This window comes from Acinetobacter soli, from assembly GCF_018139125.1.
Lineage (GTDB): Bacteria > Pseudomonadota > Gammaproteobacteria > Pseudomonadales > Moraxellaceae > Acinetobacter > Acinetobacter soli.
In genome coordinates this window covers 972,363-991,559 of the sequence record NZ_CP073241.1, presented here as the reverse complement: position 1 = coordinate 991,559, position 19,197 = coordinate 972,363, and the positions used below count along the sequence as shown (strand labels likewise).

Annotated in this window: 16 protein-coding genes; 12 read left to right on the top strand and 4 right to left on the bottom strand. The window is 41.1% G+C overall.

Annotated features, from left to right (window positions below; translation table 11 throughout):
* Window positions 1–3: 3 nt before the first annotated feature.
* The gene (locus KCV09_RS04480) at window positions 4–1,605 is read right to left on the bottom strand and encodes a carboxyl transferase domain-containing protein (RefSeq protein WP_212515602.1); all 1,602 of its coding nucleotides are present in this window, start codon (window positions 1,603–1,605) and stop codon (window positions 4–6) included.
* A 24-nt stretch (window positions 1,606–1,629) separates the two neighbouring features.
* Window positions 1,630–2,802: an isovaleryl-CoA dehydrogenase gene (locus tag KCV09_RS04475; RefSeq protein WP_004947336.1), complete on the bottom strand. Its 1,173-nt coding sequence runs from the start codon at window positions 2,800–2,802 to the stop codon at window positions 1,630–1,632.
* Window positions 2,803–2,947: 145 nt separating this feature from the next.
* Between KCV09_RS04475 and KCV09_RS04470 the strand changes: the two genes are divergently transcribed.
* The 10 genes from KCV09_RS04470 to KCV09_RS04425 all read left to right on the top strand — a co-directional run bounded on the left by KCV09_RS04470 (window position 2,948) and on the right by KCV09_RS04425 (window position 15,331).
* Window positions 2,948–3,565, top strand: a complete 618-nt coding sequence (locus KCV09_RS04470; protein WP_004947332.1) for a TetR/AcrR family transcriptional regulator — start codon at window positions 2,948–2,950, stop codon at window positions 3,563–3,565.
* A gap of 108 nt (window positions 3,566–3,673) precedes the next feature.
* Window positions 3,674–5,368, top strand: a complete 1,695-nt coding sequence (locus KCV09_RS04465; RefSeq protein WP_212515601.1) for an AMP-binding protein — start codon at window positions 3,674–3,676, stop codon at window positions 5,366–5,368.
* Window positions 5,369–5,430: 62 nt separating this feature from the next.
* Window positions 5,431–6,123: a class I SAM-dependent methyltransferase gene (locus KCV09_RS04460; protein WP_212515600.1), complete on the top strand. Its 693-nt coding sequence runs from the start codon at window positions 5,431–5,433 to the stop codon at window positions 6,121–6,123.
* 291 nt (window positions 6,124–6,414) lie between these two features.
* On the top strand, window positions 6,415–7,815 hold the full coding sequence (locus KCV09_RS04455; protein WP_212515599.1) for a DcaP family trimeric outer membrane transporter: 1,401 nt from the start codon (window positions 6,415–6,417) through the stop codon (window positions 7,813–7,815).
* Window positions 7,816–7,910: 95 nt separating this feature from the next.
* Complete coding sequence (locus KCV09_RS04450; protein ID WP_212515598.1) at window positions 7,911–9,275, top strand: MFS transporter; 1,365 nt, start codon at window positions 7,911–7,913, stop codon at window positions 9,273–9,275.
* A 310-nt stretch (window positions 9,276–9,585) separates the two neighbouring features.
* Window positions 9,586–11,382: an acyltransferase family protein gene (locus KCV09_RS04445; protein WP_151815532.1), complete on the top strand. Its 1,797-nt coding sequence runs from the start codon at window positions 9,586–9,588 to the stop codon at window positions 11,380–11,382.
* A 135-nt stretch (window positions 11,383–11,517) separates the two neighbouring features.
* A complete protein-coding gene (locus tag KCV09_RS04440; RefSeq protein WP_004937531.1) occupies window positions 11,518–11,994 on the top strand; it encodes a winged helix-turn-helix transcriptional regulator in 477 nt (158 codons plus the stop codon).
* A 136-nt stretch (window positions 11,995–12,130) separates the two neighbouring features.
* The gene (locus KCV09_RS04435) at window positions 12,131–13,525 is read left to right on the top strand and encodes a methylenetetrahydrofolate reductase C-terminal domain-containing protein (RefSeq protein WP_151815534.1); all 1,395 of its coding nucleotides are present in this window, start codon (window positions 12,131–12,133) and stop codon (window positions 13,523–13,525) included.
* Window positions 13,526–13,691: 166 nt separating this feature from the next.
* The gene (locus tag KCV09_RS04430) at window positions 13,692–15,023 is read left to right on the top strand and encodes a type II toxin-antitoxin system HipA family toxin (protein WP_151815535.1); all 1,332 of its coding nucleotides are present in this window, start codon (window positions 13,692–13,694) and stop codon (window positions 15,021–15,023) included.
* Window positions 15,020–15,331 (top strand): helix-turn-helix domain-containing protein, encoded by a 312-nt coding sequence (locus tag KCV09_RS04425; RefSeq protein ID WP_004937522.1) that lies wholly within the window; start codon window positions 15,020–15,022, stop codon window positions 15,329–15,331. Before KCV09_RS04430 ends, KCV09_RS04425 begins: the two co-directional genes overlap by 4 nt.
* Here KCV09_RS04425 and KCV09_RS04420 read toward each other — a convergent pair.
* Window positions 15,317–16,042, bottom strand: a complete 726-nt coding sequence (locus tag KCV09_RS04420; protein ID WP_151815536.1) for a DUF1826 domain-containing protein — start codon at window positions 16,040–16,042, stop codon at window positions 15,317–15,319. The genes KCV09_RS04425 and KCV09_RS04420 overlap by 15 nt on opposite strands.
* Window positions 16,043–16,243: 201 nt before the next feature.
* On the opposite strand from KCV09_RS04420, the gene KCV09_RS04415 reads away from it, so the two are divergent.
* Window positions 16,244–16,543, top strand: coding sequence for a DUF1330 domain-containing protein (locus KCV09_RS04415; RefSeq protein ID WP_004947309.1), 300 nt, complete (start codon window positions 16,244–16,246; stop codon window positions 16,541–16,543).
* A gap of 62 nt (window positions 16,544–16,605) precedes the next feature.
* Here the strand turns inward: KCV09_RS04415 and KCV09_RS04410 are convergent, their stop codons facing one another.
* Window positions 16,606–17,490, bottom strand: coding sequence for a LysR family transcriptional regulator (locus KCV09_RS04410; RefSeq protein ID WP_004947306.1), 885 nt, complete (start codon window positions 17,488–17,490; stop codon window positions 16,606–16,608).
* A gap of 174 nt (window positions 17,491–17,664) precedes the next feature.
* Here KCV09_RS04410 and KCV09_RS04405 point away from each other — a divergent pair, with 174 nt between their 5' ends.
* Window positions 17,665–19,194 (top strand): CoA-acylating methylmalonate-semialdehyde dehydrogenase, encoded by a 1,530-nt coding sequence (locus tag KCV09_RS04405; protein WP_149931154.1) that lies wholly within the window; start codon window positions 17,665–17,667, stop codon window positions 19,192–19,194.
* Window positions 19,195–19,197: the final 3 nt, after the last annotated feature.

The following is a 19,197-nucleotide window of genomic DNA, read 5'->3' as shown; positions in this document are numbered from 1 at the left end:
CTCTTACATGCGGAACACGCCAAATTTAGTCGGTTGAATCGGTGCATTTAAAGCTGCTGCAAGGCTTAATCCCAGTACTTGACGTGTTTGAGCTGGATCAATTACGCCATCATCCCACAAACGAGCAGAAGCATAGTAAGGATGCCCTTGACGTTCATACTGATCACGAATCGGTTGTTTAAATTCATCTTCTTCTTGTGCTGACCATTCTGCGCCTTTTTGCTCGATCTGATCACGTTTCAAAGTCGAAAGTACGCTGGCTGCTTGCTCACCGCCCATGACGGATATACGTGAGTTTGGCCAAGTCCATAAGAAACGTGGAGAATAAGCACGTCCACACATACCATAGTTACCCGCACCAAACGAGCCACCAATGATGAGTGTGATTTTTGGCACATTTGCTGTTGCAACCGCCATCACCAGTTTTGCACCGTGTTTGGCAATACCTTCATTTTCGTATTGGCGACCCACCATAAAGCCCGTGATATTTTGAATAAATAACAAGGGAATATTGCGTTGGGTACATAACTCAATAAAGTGCGCACCCTTTTGAGCCGACTCTGAAAATAGAATGCCATTATTGGCAATAATTCCGACAGGCATCCCGTAAAGTGATGAAAACCCTGTGATTAAGGTGGAACCAAAACGAGCTTTAAACTCATCAAAACGAGAACCATCGACAATACGTGCAATCACTTCGCGTACATCAAATGGCTTACGCGCATCGCTAGGAACTACTCCATACAACTCTTTGGCATCGAACAATGGTTCATCAATCTGCTTATTGAGTTCGTTTGGTTTTTTATTCAAATTGGCAACGATATTACGTGCAATCGCAATTGCATGTTCATCGTTTTCTGCCAAATGATCCGCAACACCTGAGAGACGCGTATGTACATCACCACCACCCAAATCTTCGCTACTTACGACTTCACCTGTTGCAGCCTTAACTAGAGGGGGACCACCCAAGAAAATAGTCCCTTGATTACGCACGATGATAGTTTCATCCGACATCGCAGGAACATAAGCCCCACCAGCGGTACAGCTACCCATTACAACCGCAATTTGAGCAATTCCTTGGCTCGACATACGTGCTTGATTGTAAAAGATACGCCCGAAGTGATCACGATCAGGAAATACCTGATCCTGCATAGGTAAATACGCACCACCTGAATCTACAAGATAAATACAAGGTAGGTGATTTTGTTCAGCAATTTCTTGAGCACGTAAATGCTTTTTAACCGTAAGTGGGTAATACGTGCCACCTTTAACCGTTGCATCATTGGCAACGATCATGCAAGTTACACCATTGACCTGTCCAATACCCGCAATTACACCCGCAGCAGGAATATCATCTTCATAAACTTTATACGCAGCAAGTTGTCCGATTTCTAAAAAAGCTGTACCAACATCAATCAGTTGATCTATACGTTCACGTGGAAGCAATTTTCCACGTGCTAAATGCTTTTGACGTGCATTTTCTCCGCCACCTAATGCAATATTTTGGGCAACTTGTGTTAAATCATTAACCAAAGTCTGCATAGTTTGCTGGTTTGTTTTAAATTCTTCACTTCGCACATTCACTTTGCTTTGTAATTGATTCATATGATGCATCCTGATTTATCTTTATTATTTGGTTTCATTAAACAATTCACGTCCGATCAACATACGACGAATTTCAGATGTGCCTGCACCAATTTCATAAAGTTTTGCATCACGCCATAAACGACCTGTAGGGAATTCATTGATATAGCCATTGCCACCTAAAGTTTGGATTGCTTCACCTGCCATCCATGTCGCTTTTTCGGCTGCATATAAAATGGCACTTGCGGCATCTTTACGTAAGCTACGGTCATGATCTGCTTTGTCGCAGGCTGTACCAACTGCATATACAAGCGCTTTGCAAGCCAGCCAAGTTGAATACATATCAGCAAGTTTTCCTTGCATCAGCTGAAACTCACCTAAAGCTTGTCCAAATTGTTCACGTTGATGTAAATAAGGAATCACAACATCCATGCAGGCGTCCATAATGCCAAGAGGGCCTGCGCTTAAAACTGCGCGCTCATAGTCCAAGCCACTCATCAGGACTTTGGCGCCATTACCGACACCACCCAACACGTTCTCAACCGGGACTTCTACATTATCAAAAAATAATGGATAGGTATTTGAGCCGCGCATACCAAGTTTGTCTAGATGATGACCATGACTGAAACCGTTCATGTCTTTTTCAACTAAAAAAGCAGTCATGCCTTTAGCGCCTGCATGTGAGTCAGTTTTTGCGTATACCACTAAAACATCAGCATCACCGCCATTGGTTATCCACATTTTGGAACCATTTAAAACGAAATGATCACCTTTATGTTCAGCACGTAATTTCATACTGACGACATCTGAACCCGCATTCGGTTCAGACATCGCCAAGGCACCGACATATTCACCAGAAATTAATTTCGGAAGATATTTCTGCTTTTGCTGCTCACTGCCGTTGCGATTGATTTGATTGATACATAGATTTGAGTGTGCGCCGTATGAAAGTCCAATTGCAGCTGAAGCACGAGAAATTTCTTGCATAACAATAATATGAGCAAGATAACCGAGGTTTGTACCGCCGTATTCTTCAGAAACTGTTAGGCCTAATAAGCCCATATCACCGAACTTTTTCCATAAATGGCTCGGAAATTTATTGTCTTGATCTACTTGCTGAGCAATTGGTGCTATTTCTTTTGCACAAAATGCGGCAACTGAATCTTGAAGGGCAATCAATGTTTCATCCAGACCAAAATTCAAGCTACGTAGGTTCATTGTGTTCATCCTATTGATTATATTTGTTGTTCCATAAGCATTCTTGTTTGTGCTTAAGATGTACCATACAATGAATTTTTAAAAAAGTGAATACAGATTCATAAAATGATTTACAATTCATTTTATTTGTTAGAGAATAAATCTTATGAACTATAAACGATCATCTTTAATGCAAGAACGGATGGAACAAAATCGTAAGTCGATTTTGAATTCAGCCAGAAAGTTAATTTCAGAAAGGGGGGTTAAAGACGCACAGATACAAACAATTGCTGAGCAAGCAGGTGTTTCGAGTGGGTTGGTTTATCGCTATTTTGATAATAAAAGTCAGGTGCTGATCGAAGTTTTGTCAGAAGCGATCAATACCGAATTATTGGTGATTGATGCGATTACAGAAAGTGATCTAACGGCGGAGCAGAAGCTACATAAAGCGGTAACCACCTTTGTAAAAAGGGCACTAAACAGCCCTCAGCTTGCATATTCACTCATGTTCGAGCCTGTTGATTCATTGGTAGAGCATGAGCGTTTTCGTGTTAAGCAGTTGATTAAACAAAGTATTATTAAAATACTCGCAGATGGAAATGCGAGTGGAGAGTTTGCGTTGGAGGATTTAAACACCACAGCACTTTGTGTGGTTGGCGCGATGACTTATGTCGCCGTAGAACCTCTAGACCCAGCTCAAAATACAAAGTTCGATCAGCAACATAAAGACTATTTTTCAAAACAGATTGCTGATTTTTGTGTGAATGCCGTGAGGAAAAAATAAGACATAAACAGTAGTAAAAATCAAAACAAGGCAGTTTGAAAAGTAGTTGCAGTAATAACAAGAGATGAAATCGGAACAGAATTAGAAAGAATCAAGGAGAATGATTCAATGCAACAACAACGGTTAAGCTATGCCTCTGGACCAAGTGCACAGCCCTTATTGGGAATGACGATTGGAGAAAAATTTGATCAAGCTTGTCAGCAATATGCTGATCAAGAAGCGATTGTAAGTGCACATCAGAACAGACGGTTGAGCTATAAAGAGCTACAGGATGAAGTGAATGCTTTTGCCTGTAGCTTGCTCCAGCTCGGTTTAAATAAAGGCGATCGACTTGGTATCTGGTCACCAAACTGTGTGGAATGGACGATCACTCAGTTTGCAGCTTTTAAAGCAGGAATTATCCTAGTGAACTTAAATCCTGCCTACAAAAGCCATGAGTTAGAGTATGTATTGAATAAAGTTTCCTGCAAAGGATTGGTCATCGCTTCACAATTCAAAACGACTGATTATCAAGAATTTTTGACGCGAATTGCACCAGAAATCGTTGTGTGCACTGACAAAATGATTCATTCAGAGCGTCTGCCTTTCTTAAAATTTGTGATCAAAATAGATGAAAAACAGCATACAGGTATTCATCGTTTTAATGATCTAGTTGTTGCACCAACTCAACAACAACTCGATCAATTACAATTAGTGACGCAGCAATTGCAATTTGATGAAACCATTAATATTCAATTTACATCAGGTACAACGGGTAATCCGAAAGGCACAATGCTTACTCATCATAACATTTTGAATAATGGTTATTTTGTAGGAGAGGGCATTGGTTTAACGCCACAAGATAAAGTGTGTATCTCAGTACCTTTATTTCACTGTTTCGGTATGGTCATGGGCAATCTGGCCTGTATCACACATGGTTCTACTATGGTGTATCCATCAGCTGTTTTTAATCCATTAGAAACACTAAAGACCATTCACAACGAGCGTTGTACGGCAGCATACGGCGTACCCACCATGTTTATCGCCACTTTAGAGCATGAACAATTTAATGAATTTGACTTATCTAGCTTGCGCACAGGAATTATGGCGGGAAGCCCATGCCCACGTGAAATTATGCAGCGGGTGATTGATCGTATGCATATGTCAGAAATCACGATTTGCTATGGTATGACCGAGACTTCACCCGTAAGCGTACAAAGCTCCGTGAATGACACGATTGATAAACGTGTCAGTACGGTTGGACAAGTTCATCCTCATGTCGAAATCAAAATCGTAGATCCTGAAGGACAACTTGCACCACAAGGAACTTTAGGCGAATTATGCGTTAGAGGTTACTCGGTAATGGCTGGCTATTGGGGCGAAGAAGAAAAAACCCGTGAAGTCATTGATGCCGCAGGTTGGATGCATACAGGTGACATTGCGGAGATGGACGCTGAAGGGTTTGTCAAAATCAAAGGCCGTATTAAAGATGTGGTCATTCGTGGTGGAGAAAATCTATTTCCTAAAGAAATTGAGGACTTCTTATATACCCACCCTGCAATCTGTGATGTGCAAGTGATTGGCCTGCCTGATACGCGTTATGGTGAAGAACTATGCGCTTGTATTATTTTGCATGAACATCATCAGATTAATGAAGAAAGTATTCGTAGTTTCTGCAAGGAACACATTTCACATAATAAAGTGCCACGGTACGTAAAATTCTTAAATGAATTTCCTATGACCGCATCAGGCAAAGCGCAGAAGTTCAAGTTACAGGAAATCATGCGTGCTGAACTAAATTTAACTGGAAGCGTATTCGACTAAATGTGTTTTACATCATATAGAAAAAAAGCATTTTAAAGTTATAAGGCAAAGGATCTTCGTCAATGGCAAAAGATTTTAATAGTCCAAAGATCGTTGAAGCATATGATCAACATATCCGTAAATTAATTCCCGGATATGAAATCATTCATCAACAAGTGGATGCCATTTTGCAGTCTGTACTTCAACCAACCGCACACATACTTATTGTTGGATGTGGAACAGGTTATGAGTTGGAATATTTACTCAATAAACATCCTGATTGGACATTCACGGCACTTGATCCTTCTTTAGCCATGCTTGAAACAACAGAAACACGTGTTAAACACATGGGGAAGTCAGCTCAGGTACAGTTTGTACATGGCGATCATTCTACTTTAACTGAAGCTGCTGTTTTTGATGCTGCACTTTCTATTTTAGTCGCGCACTTTATTGCTGATGAACAAAAAAATGAATTTTACAGCAGTATTCATCGTTGCTTAAAAAAGAGTGGACTGTTATTGACCTATGATTTAATGCCTTGCAGCAACCCTCAGCATTTACAAGCTTTACGTTATTTATGTATGACTCAAGGCCTAACTGAATTGCAATGCCAGAAAATGTTAGATCGCATGGAAAATGACTTTTTCACTATTTCATTCAGTGAATATCAGCAACGACTCCAAGACATTGGTTTTGAAGACGTACATTCATACAGTCAAATCTTAATGTATCAGGGTTTGATTGCCAAAAAGGCAGAAATTGCCGAGTCTGCTTAAGCCCCATAACCCAAGAGACGCATTCACAATGAAAAAATGATGAGAAGAATAATTTAGATTTTATTTTTACCAAACGTTCAATTCACAGTGACTTTCATAGTGATTGTGAGGTTCTTTTTGTCTAAATAAATCGCTATAGAAAATAATCAAAGGAGACTAAATAAATAAAAATCAAGTGATTAGGTTTTAAAACAAGAAATGCGTTGCAGTCATCAAGTACTGCAAAGGATACAACGCAAACACAAAATGAACTTAAAAGCTAAAGTTCATGAAATAAGGAAATTGATTTTAATGAAAAGATTCATCTTCACAATTCGGCAAAGTGTTTTAGCGCTGTCTGTACTTACTGCCATGTCTGGAAGTTATGCAGGCTCAGAAAGCGCAGAAATAGAAAAACTTCGCCAAGAAGTAAAAGAGTTGCGCGCAATGCAGCAAAATTCAGAAATAGATAAACTTCGTCAAGAAGTAAAAGAATTGCGTGCAATGCAGCAAAATTCAGAAATAGATAAACTTCGTCAAGAAGTAAAAGAATTGCGTGCAATGCAGCAAAATTATGTTCAGCAAACTCCGCCTGTTCAGCCCGTTACTCAGGTCATGGTTGCACCTAAAACTGAACCCGTTCAATCCGCAACGCCGAAATTATCACTCACCAAATCTGGTGCAGAGGTGAATTTATATGGATATTTGCGTGCAGACGCATCTTATCAAGCCAAAGGCGCATCAACGATGTACAACAATATCAGCGGCGTACCACTAGAAGGAACTGCTGAAGAAGCGCAACAAAAAGATCGCTTGCATAGCACTGCAAATGTTTCTCGGATCGGTCTTAATTTTAAAACACCGACTGCTATGGGTGATGTCGGTGGAAAATTAGAAATGGACTTCTTTGGTAGTGCATCACGCGATCAATTCCGTATCCGCCATGCCTACTTAACTTTTGATAAATGGTTATTAGGTCAGACATGGTCAACGTTTATCGCACCTGAATATTACCCGGAAACGGTCGATGCGGCGACCTATGTAGGCGGAGCATTACAGCGCTCACCCTTGGTTCGTTATAGTGACAATATTACCGCAAATACCAGCTTTGCTTTAGCAGTAGAAGATCCTAAATATACAACAAGCTCTGACCCCGATAATGAAATGCGTTTACCTGCCTTTGTTGGACGTATAAATCATAAGTTTGCCAATGGTTCTATGCTGTCTGGACGTAGCTTTGTCGCTGAAAAGAAAACCAGTCAAGATGAACAATGGGCTTGGGGTGTCGGGATTGGTGGAAAGTATCAGTTAACACCAAAAACTTTCCTCAAAGCAGACTATAACCATATTAAAGGTGACGGACGTTTCCTATTATGGAGCAATAGCAGCTATGTAATTGATGATCAAAAACATATTCAAAGCAATGAGTTTGATTCAATTTCAGCAGGGATTACCCATCAATTTAATACTCAATTTCGTTCAACATTGGGTTATGGCTACATGAAAGCCAAGGACAACAATGCTTTTGCACGAATCAATCAAGACAACACAGCTCAAAATAAAGAACTATGGCAAAGCTGGATCAATGGCATGTACAAACCTTACAACCCAGTTACTTTGGGGATGGAATATGTCTACGGTGAACGTGAAACCTTTGATGGTCGCACAGGGACGGATAATCGCATCAATATAATGGCGATTTATGATTTTTAATACCAATAAAGCCTTGAATAACAGTGTTTTTCTTTAAGTTGCATTATGTCGTTTTAAATATTAATTAGGAATTTTTCTCATTGAGGAGATGCAGAATGACAACATCTACAGTTAATGTAAATGCAGTAATTGATCAAGCAAAATTTACACCTTTTCACTGGAGTATTTTACTTTGGTGCTTAATGATTATTATTTTTGATGGTTACGATCTCGTCATTTATGGCGTAGTTTTACCCTTAATCATGCAGGAATGGTCTCTCACTTCTGTACAAGCAGGCATGCTCGCCAGTACGGCGTTATGCGGGATGATGTTTGGGGCAATGTCGTTTGGTGCTTTGGCAGATAAAATCGGACGCAAAAATGTCATTTTAATTTGTGTGACGTTTTTTAGTGGGTTTACTTTTTTAGGTGCATTTGCATCTAATCCTTATGAATTTGGTATTTTACGGTTTTTAGCAGGTTTAGGAATAGGCGGGGTGATGCCAAATCTCGTCGCACTCACATCAGAGTACGCACCCAAACGTATTCGCAGTACTTTAGTTGGCACAATGTTTAGTGGTTATGCCATCGGTGGCATTTTATCTGCACTGATCGGAAGTTATTTAGTTGAAAGTCAGGGTTGGCAAATCATGTTCTTGATTGCCGGTGTTCCTTTGATTTTATTACCTGTGATTTGGAAATTCTTGCCTGAATCTTTAACCTTTTTGGTTAAAACTGGCAAAACGGATCAAGCACATAGGATCATTCAAAAAATTTCACCTGAACAAAGCATCGGTATCAATACACGTTTAGTGCTCAATGAAGATCATGTTCCAGCAGGTAGTTCTGTAAAAGGCTTATTTCAACAAGGACGTGCATTCAATACGCTTATGTTTTGGGTGTTGTTCTTTATGTGCTTATTAATGGTGTACGCACTAAGTAGTTGGTTGCCAAAACTTATGCTTGCAGCAGGCTATTCACTCGGCAAGAGTATCTTATTCTTGTTTGCCCTAAATGTGGGTGCCATGATGGGTTCAATTGGTGGCGGCATTCTCTCAGACAAATTCCATTTAAAACCTGTAATTATGGGAATGCTGATGGCAGGTGTAGTGGCACTGATCGGCTTAGGATTTAACTCTCCAGCTTATGTTTTATATGGTTTAGTCACTGTGGCTGGTGCAGCGACGATTGGAACTTCAATCCTTCTTTATAGCTATGTTGCTCAATACTATCCATTAAGTGTTCGGTCAACTGGAATTGGCTGTGCTTCGGGTGTAGGTCGAATTGGTGCGATTGTCGGTCCGATTTTGACGGGTTTGTTATTAACCTTGAACTTACCGCATACCATGAATTTTGTGATGATTTCTATCCCTGCAATGTTAGCAATCTGCGCGATATTAACTTTAAAACGTCATAAATTTGATGATGAGCAACAAGTACAAGAAGTAAAAACAAGTTTGAACGAATCAAGTAGTGCCTAATCTACCATTACTTGATTGCTCCCCAAAACACGAAAAGCACATTAGATACGCTGATGTGCTTTTTTTTATTTCAGACAGAATCTGAAATCAAATAGATTGCCCGCTTTGATGCAGATAGTAACTGGCCAGAAGAAAAACGACTTAAAACACTTAAACTGGATTATGAGCTGACAATACACCAGAGGTTTTAAGTGGTGAAACCTACCCATAAACAGGTGAGTGGTAATCGTGCTGCAAAGATGGGAAAAAGCATAGCCAAAATTATTTCGATTCAATACTATATAGCGCACATTTTCTTGTATCTCCCGCTATGCAATTTAGACATGATATCCAGATTTTAAGGGGCATCGCTGTGAGCCTCGTGGTGCTGTTTCATCTTGAGTTTTCTCAATTGGCCAGTGGTTTTCTTGGTGTCGATATCTTTTTTGTGATTAGCGGTTTCTTAATGGCTGTGTTGTATAAAACCGGCAATGTACACGACTTTTTTGAGCGCCGTGCAAAACGCTTACTACCAAGCTATTTTGCTGTGGTGATCGGTACGCTGTTGGCATCTATGCTGCTGTTGCTTCCATCAGAAATGATACAAGTTGAAAAGCAGGCTTTTTTTAGTCTCTTTTTTGCCAATAATTTAAGCTTTTGGACGCTCAATACCTATTTCGACAAAAGTAATTTTAAACCCTTACTGCATCTTTGGTCGCTGGGTGTCGAAATACAGTTTTATTTATTTGTGCCATTATTGGTTTGGTTTTTCAATAAAAATCGGGCTTTGCTTCTCTTAACCACGCTGATCTCATTGGGCTTATGTATATACGAAGTCGGCATATCACCTAAAACCTCATTCTTTATGATGCCACTTCGGCTTTGGGAGTTCTTGATTGGTTTTATGGTTGCCAAGTACTTCACAGAGCAAGGTAACTTAAAATACAACCAATCCTGGATCGGATTAATTGGTTTATGTTTGCTAGTTGCAATTCCCTTTATGCATGTCAACGGTAACAGTTTTAACCGTATTGAAGCACATCCTAGTTTGTTTGCTTTACTCGTTTGTCTCGCAACCGCTGTTATTTTAGTGTTTGGCTTACCTAAGTTTTTAATCAATTCACCCATAGCTAAACTTTTTGTCTATCTTGGCAAATATTCTTATTCTATTTATTTGGTGCATTTTCCTGTGATTGTTTTGTACTTGTACAAACCTTTTTCAGGAACCATCATGCACCCTGCAAATATTCAGGAGCAAGTCACGCTCTTGATATTGATCATGCTTTTGTCTGTGCTGCTTTACAAATTGATCGAAACGCGGAAATATCATCACATCTTCAAAGTTTATATCATTGGATGTATTACAGTACTCGGGTTGATCGGTTGCTCGAAAGTCATTTACCAAACTCAGTATACACAAGTCGAAAAAAACATATTTTCTGGTCTAACTGATCGCTCTGTGTATCGATGCGGTCTTTTCTTCCCGATTATTCACCCAAACACACTCACTTGCCGTATTAATACCGACGAACAAAAGCAATCTGTGGTGTTGTTAGGCAATAGCCATTCAGATTCAATCAAGAACGTCTTTGCCGATATTGCAGTACAGCATGGATTCAATACCTATTTATTCGCGGTCAATGATCCGATGACACGAGAGATTTTGCCTCCAGAGGCTATTATTCAAGAAACTTTAAGACGCCATGCAAAATGGATTTTTATTCACTATAAGGTCGATACCTTAAACCCAAACAAACTAGATCGTCTTGCTGAACTAGCAGCAAAGCATCAGATTCGTTTGAGCCTGATTATGCCTGTTCCGGTATATGAACATGGCAATTACTATTATAAATCAATCCCGGCCACACTTTACTATGGGCGCAGTTCTCATATCACTGAACAAGATTATCTTAAACGTAATCAGGCGCTGATACATCAGGCGAAGCAACTCGAAGCTCGATATCCTAATTTTCAAACCTTACCAGTCGTTCAGATGTTTTGTACACCTGTATGTCAGATCAGCACAGCAGACAAACGTCCGTATTATTTTGATGATGACCATCTCACGCTTACAGGAAGCCAGTTGATGGTTCCTGTCATTCGTCAAGCATTTGAATCTTCAAGGTAATAGTCGAGATAGAAGTACAAGTTAAGATGGGTACTAGATGACTAGATAGTTACTGGCATATGCCATAGATCACAACAGGATTTTTAACGCAATATATTCTATAGTAGGATCAACGATACTACAGATATTGCTGCTATGAAATGGGAAGAAATCGGTAAACAGCCGTGTTCAATAGCCAGAACACTGTCCGTGATTGGAGATCGATGGACGCTGTTAATCTTGCGCAATGCCTTTTTAGGAATTCGTCGTTTTGAAGATTTTCAAAAAAGCTTGGGTGTCACTCGTCATTTACTTACGGAACGTTTGATAAATCTAGTAGATGCAGAGATTTTGGTTAAAGTACCGTACACCGCGTCGAATAAACGTTTTGAATATAAACTTACCGAGAAAGGGCTCGATTTATACCCAATCTTGATGAGCATGGCACAATGGGGAAATACTTGGATGGATCAAGGTCACGGCGCACCTATAGATTATATTCATAAAGAATGTGGTCATGTGTTTAAACCCGTTTTGGTTTGTTCGCATTGTAAAATTCCACTTCGTGCGAAGCACGTCCAACCTGTGCCTGGAAAAGGATTTGTGCCTGTAATCAGTCAAACTGGCACATGATCAACTTAACCAACGCTTTAAACCTTATTTTGGATGATGTCTTTCATGCATCAATTGATCTGATGCTTTGGATTGCATAGCCAGATCGCGTATACTATGCAGCCTGTTTACGTTATGTTTTGCTACACGCGATTTCATGTCATCACTTGCTTCTTATTTTCAGCAACGTCAGTTTTGTGTTTTGGTCGAATACCTAACGTCATTGACACCATATCATCCGCTTCAAACTGAAATTGCCGGTTATCCCACCGTAATGGCACTTGCAGATCGTGTTCATTCGGACCATGATCTTGCACCCTTAGACGCGAGTCGTACATTTGATTCTGCTGTGGAAAAATTGCTGCATTTTTCCGGCAAAGATCGTGATATACAAGATTTCGAAGCTTTTCTTGCACAAGCAAAAGCTGCCAATATTCAAAATCTGCTGTTATTAAGTGGAGATAAGCTCAAATCGCACAGCGACGGCACAAATGGTCGACCACGTACACGCTACTTAGAGTCTGTAAATGCGGTGGCTGCCGCTCAACATGTGGGTGGTTTTCATATCGGTGTTGCGCTTAATCCATTTAAATATGTCGAGGCAGAGCGCGATGCGCAGTATTTAAAACTTCATAAAAAACTCAAAGCGGGTGCAGATTTCATCATTACCCAACTCGGCTACGACATTAAAGCACTTCAACAGGCCAAAGCATTTTTAACCAGCCATGATTACGCTCAAAAGATTCTGGCCTGTGTGATGCCTCTAACATTGGCGCGAGCCAATTACATGATCAAGCATAAAGTGGCGGGAATTGTAATTACACCGCATATGCTGAATGTACTTAAACATGAAAAACAAACAGGACAGACAGCCCATGTGTATGCACGCTGTGCATTACAGATATTAATTTGTGAGCAACTGGGTTTTGCAGGTGTTCATTTGTCTGCCTGCCATAAGCCAGATGAACAGGCACGCCTAGCTGAATATATCGAAGAGTATCGTCATTTGGATCTGGCTGCGCTAGAGCAGCATTATAAACGCTTATGGCATATTCAAACGGGGGTTGAGTTACAGCCCGAGCGCTTACCAAGTGCACGAAAGCCGAGTCGCCTTGAGATGGTGAAGTATCGTCATTTGCAATTTATGCACGATGCCTTGTTTATGTCTAAGCCGGCTAAAAACGCTGGACGTTTTATTTTTAAGGCGGCCTTTTGGAATACGCATCTAATGACCAAGATGTTACTGAAAACTGAATCATTCAGTAAACATCGATTAGTTGGCTGTGAAAGCTGTGGTCAATGTCGTCTGGCCGATACACTCTATATCTGCCCTGAAACTTGCCCTAAAGGATTGGCCAACGGCCCATGCGGGGGCACCAGTCTGGATCGCTGTGAATTTGGCGATCGGGAGTGCATACATTCAGTCAAGGCGCGCTTAGCCAAGGCAGTAGAACAAACTCAAATTTTAAAAGATAAGCTGATTCCGACTGTTCCCATTGCAACACGTGGCAGTAGTTCTTGGAAAAACTGGTACTTGGCCGTAGAGGCCTAACCTTAAGACTGAATCCAAGGATGTGTAAAATACCTTATGATGTTGTATAAATAGTATTGTGAAAAAATTTGCTCAAAGATGCTTAAAAGTTTTAATTATGCGCAAATATATTCACATTAAATTGTTATTGTGATATTTTTGAGAAAATAATTGCTCATTTATAAAAATGAAAATACTCACATTACAGGCCTTGCTAAATACTCAGTGGTTAGATATTGCGACGCTTACATTGCTTCAGCCACAGCTTGGTGTAGCGGGAGCCTGTGAGCTGGAATATGAACTCGACTATGCACTTCAGCATTTAGAGCAGCGCGATGAACATGCCTGTAGTCTCTCACTTCCTGTACAGTTGTTAATTAAACATGAATCTAAAAGCTGGTTTGGATTTCTAGACGATATTGTTCCATCGGGTGCAGCGCGCCGTTACTGGGTTAATTATCTCGATTTGCAACGTTTGCCTCAAGCCGAGCAAGATAGCATCTTGCTTGAAAAAGGGGGAATTGCACCTGTTGGGAATTTACGCATTAAAGATGCGCTTGAGCCACTCAATCCAGATTCAACCTTACATCTTAGATACTTTACTGTAGCCGATGTGGCCGACCGCAATATCGACTTTTTAGAATATGCGCAGCAGATGGGTGCCATTAGTGGCGGAGCTACCGGTGCAGGTGGTGAAGCGCCCAAGCTTTTAATTCGCGTATCGCCTGAACAACAGGTCTGGATTGATACCTATCAACAAAACTTTGAGCAGCCAGATCAATACTATCTGGTTAAATTCCCGAGGAATAATCGTAGTGAAATTGATTGTAATATCTTAAGGGCAGAATATTATTACTATCGCGAATTACACGATTTGGGCTTCGATACCATTGACGTTAATCGAATGAAATTGATCGAAGGTCGTCAGTATCCGTCCTTATGGTTACCACGCTTTGACACTGAATGGCAAAATGAGTATTGGCAACGGTATGGTCTTGAGTCGGTTTATTCAATACTTAATAAATCAGCTGGTAGCCATCTCAATCATTTTGAAGTCATTGAGCAGTTGTGTTCGATCTTAACTTCGATTGATCCAAATTTTGATCGCTCCGCTTTTGTGTGTGAGTGGTTACAGCGTGATTTACTCAATATTATTTTTGGTAATTCCGACAACCACGGACGAAATACCTCATTTTTAAAGAAATTTGGCAGCATCACATTGGCACCTATTTATGATTTTGCGCCGATGAAAGCCGATCCAGAGCAAGTTGTTCGCTCGACAACGTGGGGAAGCCCATACGAAGAAGGCGGAGAATATCGCTGGGCACTGATTACGCAAAAACTGGCGCCATGGTGCCCACCTGAACTTGCCTTTGAAACATTGCAGCGTTTGGCACACAAGCTCGTACACCTCAAACAACGCTTGATCGATAAGGGCGTACCGCAGCAAATCGTGGATATGCCTGTTCTGTCATTTGACTATATTGAAGCAAAACTAAAACGTTGGAAGCTGCTATGAAGCCGAATACTCCAGCACAAGATCGTCAGCAGATCCTGATCGACCTATATACCCAGTATCTGTTGGGTAAAATTACCTTGGGGCAACTGTTAATGCATTTAAGAAAAAATGTATTGGGAGTCACCCAAGAACAATATGCCAAACTGGTGGGTATCAGCCGACGCACGCTCACCGATATCGAGCAGGATAAAGGTAAACTCACGCAGTCGGTGTTAGATAAGGTTTTTAAGCCTTTAGGATTAAAAGCAGGTTTGGTGCCAACCCATGATCATGTGGTGAAAAAGATTGTTTCATCAGCAAATGAGTAAAAGACGATACTGATCTGGATACTCCATAGGAGCACGGTGAACACAAGGCAAAGCCTGCTGCGTTGGATGATCAACTGCCAAGCGCCAAAGATGACCTAAACCCAGATGAATCGGTTGAGCATTTGGCAGTTCGGCATAGTGCAAGTCAAAAAAATATTCTTCTAAAAATTGCTCAAACTCAGACGCTGGGCCATCATGAAGCTGCTTCAGTTTTTCACGTATTTCCGGAATGCTTACTTTCTGCTGTACTTGATGATTAGATATAATATCGCTGGCCGGACCATAGTACGTGCATAAGATGGTATCGGTTTCAATAGGTGAACGATCGACATGATATGAATATACATCGGTCGCAATAAAATCTAGCTCTTCGTCGCGTTCGTAACATTTAAGCAAGTTCAAGGTAGGTGATGCGCCCGCATTAGTTAATTGTTGTAAGTCATTTAAAATAAGCGTTCTTGCCAATTTCCCCTGAGTAGACAAATTCAATGCCCAAAGATCTTTAGGTGTCACTTCGGTGATATTGTCTTTCAGTTCAAGATTTTCAACAATTTCCTGAAAGTTACCTACCAATGCTCTGTGCCAGCAAACTGCATTCATTTCACCGTGGAATCGAGTTTTCATTAGGTCTGCAAAATTGCTGACGACTTTAATTTGATCTATACCAGAAAATTCTGTGTTGATTTGAGGGTTTGGCAAGTTTTGGGCCATCTTGGATCACGTACATTTAAACTGGGATATAGTTTAAAGCATAAGTGGTAATCACGCTAAAGCTTTAACTTTTGGTCTCTATGGGTAAGCGAATGATAAATATTTTTTCTATTGCGTATCGTTAACTGAAAAGCACTAGGCAAAAGCCGATCCTTTCAGTTAAAACAATACAACTTCAATTGTTAAAATAAGGACTTTTCAATGTCTGCCTATGTTGTATTTACCCGTGAAAGCACCTCAGACGCCGAGCAAATGGCACAGTATGCAGAAAAGGCACCACTTGCACGTGAAGGTCGTGACCTTACGCCGCTTGCGTTTTATGGCAAATTCGAAGTACTTGAAGGTAGTGATATCGAAGGTGCTGTGATTTTACGTTTTCCAGATATGGCAGCAGCACGTGAATGGTATAACAGTCCAGAGTATCAAGATGCGTTACAACATCGTCTTAAAGGGGCGAATTACCGCGTGTTTATTATTGAAGGTCTCAAAGAGCCAGTCTAATTCACTCTAATGAACAAGAAGCGCCCAATTAAGGCGCTTTTTTATGAATAGGGTACGTCTGATTATCCGCCCATTAAAAGTTCTTGCTGTACATCGGCTTGCTTACGTAAAAAATCCCATACCAGCTTAATTCTGGGTTCGTGCTGTAAATCGACCAGCGTAAGCATCCAAAACGTATGAGAAAAACTTAACTGATCGCCCAGCACCTCCACCAATTCAGTTTTATCACGAACCAGAAACCTTGGCAAAATGGCCAGTCCAGCACCAGCACGCACTGCAATTTCCTGTGCCAAAATACTGTTACTGCGAAAACAAGCGCTCACTTGCAGAGGTAAACGTTCTAACGAATACAACGCCGTGCTATACACCAGATCATCGATATAATCGACAAAACGATGCTGTCGTAAATCATCTAGCTTTTCAATAGGCGGATGTTGCTCTAAATAGTGCCGACTACCATAGAGCTTTAAACAGTAATTGGTGAGCCGGGTAATAATATATGGCCCAGATTTAGGGCGATCGATAGAAATGACAATATCCGCTTCACGATGTGAAAGTTTAATTGTTTTTGGTACCGGTATGAGATCGATGGTCAGTAACGGATAATGTTTTGAAAACTCAGCCAGTAAACCCGCCAGAAATGCCGTACCGAAACCTTCTGGTGCTCCAATACGCACCCGTCCCTGTAACGGGTCATGGCGTTTTTCTATCTGAATGAAAGATTGTTCCATCTGCTCCACACGTGGTACCAACGCCAAGCCTTCAGAGGTGAGCTCATAACCAGTGGCTTCACGTTTAAACAGCTGTGTTCCTAAAGTGCTTTCTAGCGCCTGAATACGCCGTGCCACTGTACTGTGTTCAACCCCGATTAGACGAGCCGCATTGGTCAGTGTTTTCGCGCGTGCCAAAACTAAAAAAAAGCGTAAATGATCCCAATCTACTTTCATTTTTTATTTAACATCCTGTTAAATCCCTGTGCATATTTGCACAATCATCGTGCATCAATTTCTATTGGTGGTCAAAGTGTTCTTTGTTAGTCTGCTGAAACAGCGTAAAAAAATGCGTTAAAGAAGCCAGTTAAGGCGATTACAACGACAATAACAAACAAGCACGGAGCGATCATGAACGCGATTCATCATCCACAGCAAAGTACCGGATTCACCACAGCAAAACTACTGATCAATGGTGAATTTGTCGAGTCAACAACAAGCCATTGGCAAGATATTGTCAATCCAGCGACACAAGAAGTTTTAGGACGAGTGCCTTTTGCGACAGCCGAAGAAGTCAATGCTGCGATTGCAGCTGCACAAAATGCTTTGGCCAGTTGGCGCCAAACGCCTATTCAGGCACGTATGCGTATTATGCTCAAGCTGCAAGATCTGATTCGCAATAACTTAAAAAGTATTGCCCAAGTGTTGACAGCAGAACAAGGAAAAACTTTGGCCGATGCCGAAGGAGATATTCAGCGTGGTCTTGAAGTTGTCGAGCATGCTTGTTCGATTGGTACTTTGCAAATGGGAGAGTATATAGAGGGTGTTGCACGTGGTGTCGATACCTATACCGTGCAGCAGCCGCTTGGTGTGTGTGCGGGAATTACACCATTTAATTTCCCCGCCATGATTCCACTATGGATGTTTCCAATGGCGATTGTGTGTGGAAATACTTTTGTTTTAAAGCCTTCAGAACAAGATCCGTTATCGACCATGATGCTTGTAGAGCTGGCAATTGAAGCGGGTATTCCTGCTGGTGTACTGAATGTAGTACATGGTGGTAAAGAAGTTGTCGATCTGCTGTGTACTCATCACGATATTAAAGCCATCTCTTTTGTGGGTTCGACTGCTGTAGGTACGCATGTCTATCAACTGGCTGGTCAGCATGGCAAACGTGTACAGTCGATGATGGGTGCAAAGAACCATGTTGTGGTCATGCCAGATGCCAATAAAGAACAAACATTAAATGCTTTAGTAGGTGCAGCGTTTGGTGCAGCAGGACAACGCTGTATGGCGCTTTCTGTGGCCATCATGGTAGGAGAAGCCCAGCATTGGGTTGACGAACTTGTCAATAAAGCTAAAACATTGAAAGTTAATGCCGGACATGAGCCGAATACCGATGTGGGGCCAGTCATTTCTACCCGTGCTAAAGCGCGTGTGATTGATCTGATCAATAGTGGCGTTGAACAAGGCGCAAAACTGTTACTGGACGGGCGTGATGTGCAGGTGTCTGGATATGAGCAGGGTAACTTTGTTGGCCCAACGATTTTTAATCAGGTCACTACCGATATGCGAATTTATCAGGAAGAAGTATTTGGTCCTGTACTTGCCATTATGCATGTTGAAACGTTGGAACAGGCGATCGCACTGATCAATGCCAACCCTTTTGGTAATGGTGTTGGTCTCTTTACTCAAAATGGCCATACAGCGCGTATATTTCAGCATCAGATTGATATCGGTCAGGTGGGCATTAATATTCCAATTCCTGTGCCAGTTCCTTTTTTTAGCTTTACCGGTTCACGTGGTTCAAAGCTTGGAGATTTGGGGCCTTACGGTAAACAGGCAGTACAGTTTTATACTCAAACCAAAACCATTACGAGCCGATGGTTTGAAGATGATCAAGAAACCAGTGGTGTAAATACAACGATTAGTTTGCGCTAAGGA

Coding starts and splice junctions, on each gene's coding strand:
- KCV09_RS04435 (WP_151815534.1), top strand. CDS start 12,131: ATGTCATCACTTGCTTCTTATTTTCAGCAACGTCAGTTTTGTGTTTTG.
- KCV09_RS04455 (WP_212515599.1), top strand. CDS start 6,415: ATGAAAAGATTCATCTTCACAATTCGGCAAAGTGTTTTAGCGCTGTCT.
- KCV09_RS04445 (WP_151815532.1), top strand. CDS start 9,586: ATGCAATTTAGACATGATATCCAGATTTTAAGGGGCATCGCTGTGAGC.
- KCV09_RS04475 (WP_004947336.1), bottom strand. CDS start 2,802: ATGAACCTACGTAGCTTGAATTTTGGTCTGGATGAAACATTGATTGCC.
- KCV09_RS04460 (WP_212515600.1), top strand. CDS start 5,431: ATGGCAAAAGATTTTAATAGTCCAAAGATCGTTGAAGCATATGATCAA.
- KCV09_RS04415 (WP_004947309.1), top strand. CDS start 16,244: ATGTCTGCCTATGTTGTATTTACCCGTGAAAGCACCTCAGACGCCGAG.
- KCV09_RS04420 (WP_151815536.1), bottom strand. CDS start 16,042: ATGGCCCAAAACTTGCCAAACCCTCAAATCAACACAGAATTTTCTGGT.
- KCV09_RS04480 (WP_212515602.1), bottom strand. CDS start 1,605: ATGAATCAATTACAAAGCAAAGTGAATGTGCGAAGTGAAGAATTTAAA.
- KCV09_RS04465 (WP_212515601.1), top strand. CDS start 3,674: ATGCAACAACAACGGTTAAGCTATGCCTCTGGACCAAGTGCACAGCCC.
- KCV09_RS04405 (WP_149931154.1), top strand. CDS start 17,665: ATGAACGCGATTCATCATCCACAGCAAAGTACCGGATTCACCACAGCA.
- KCV09_RS04470 (WP_004947332.1), top strand. CDS start 2,948: ATGAACTATAAACGATCATCTTTAATGCAAGAACGGATGGAACAAAAT.
- KCV09_RS04440 (WP_004937531.1), top strand. CDS start 11,518: ATGAAATGGGAAGAAATCGGTAAACAGCCGTGTTCAATAGCCAGAACA.
- KCV09_RS04410 (WP_004947306.1), bottom strand. CDS start 17,490: ATGAAAGTAGATTGGGATCATTTACGCTTTTTTTTAGTTTTGGCACGC.
- KCV09_RS04430 (WP_151815535.1), top strand. CDS start 13,692: ATGAAAATACTCACATTACAGGCCTTGCTAAATACTCAGTGGTTAGAT.
- KCV09_RS04450 (WP_212515598.1), top strand. CDS start 7,911: ATGACAACATCTACAGTTAATGTAAATGCAGTAATTGATCAAGCAAAA.
- KCV09_RS04425 (WP_004937522.1), top strand. CDS start 15,020: ATGAAGCCGAATACTCCAGCACAAGATCGTCAGCAGATCCTGATCGAC.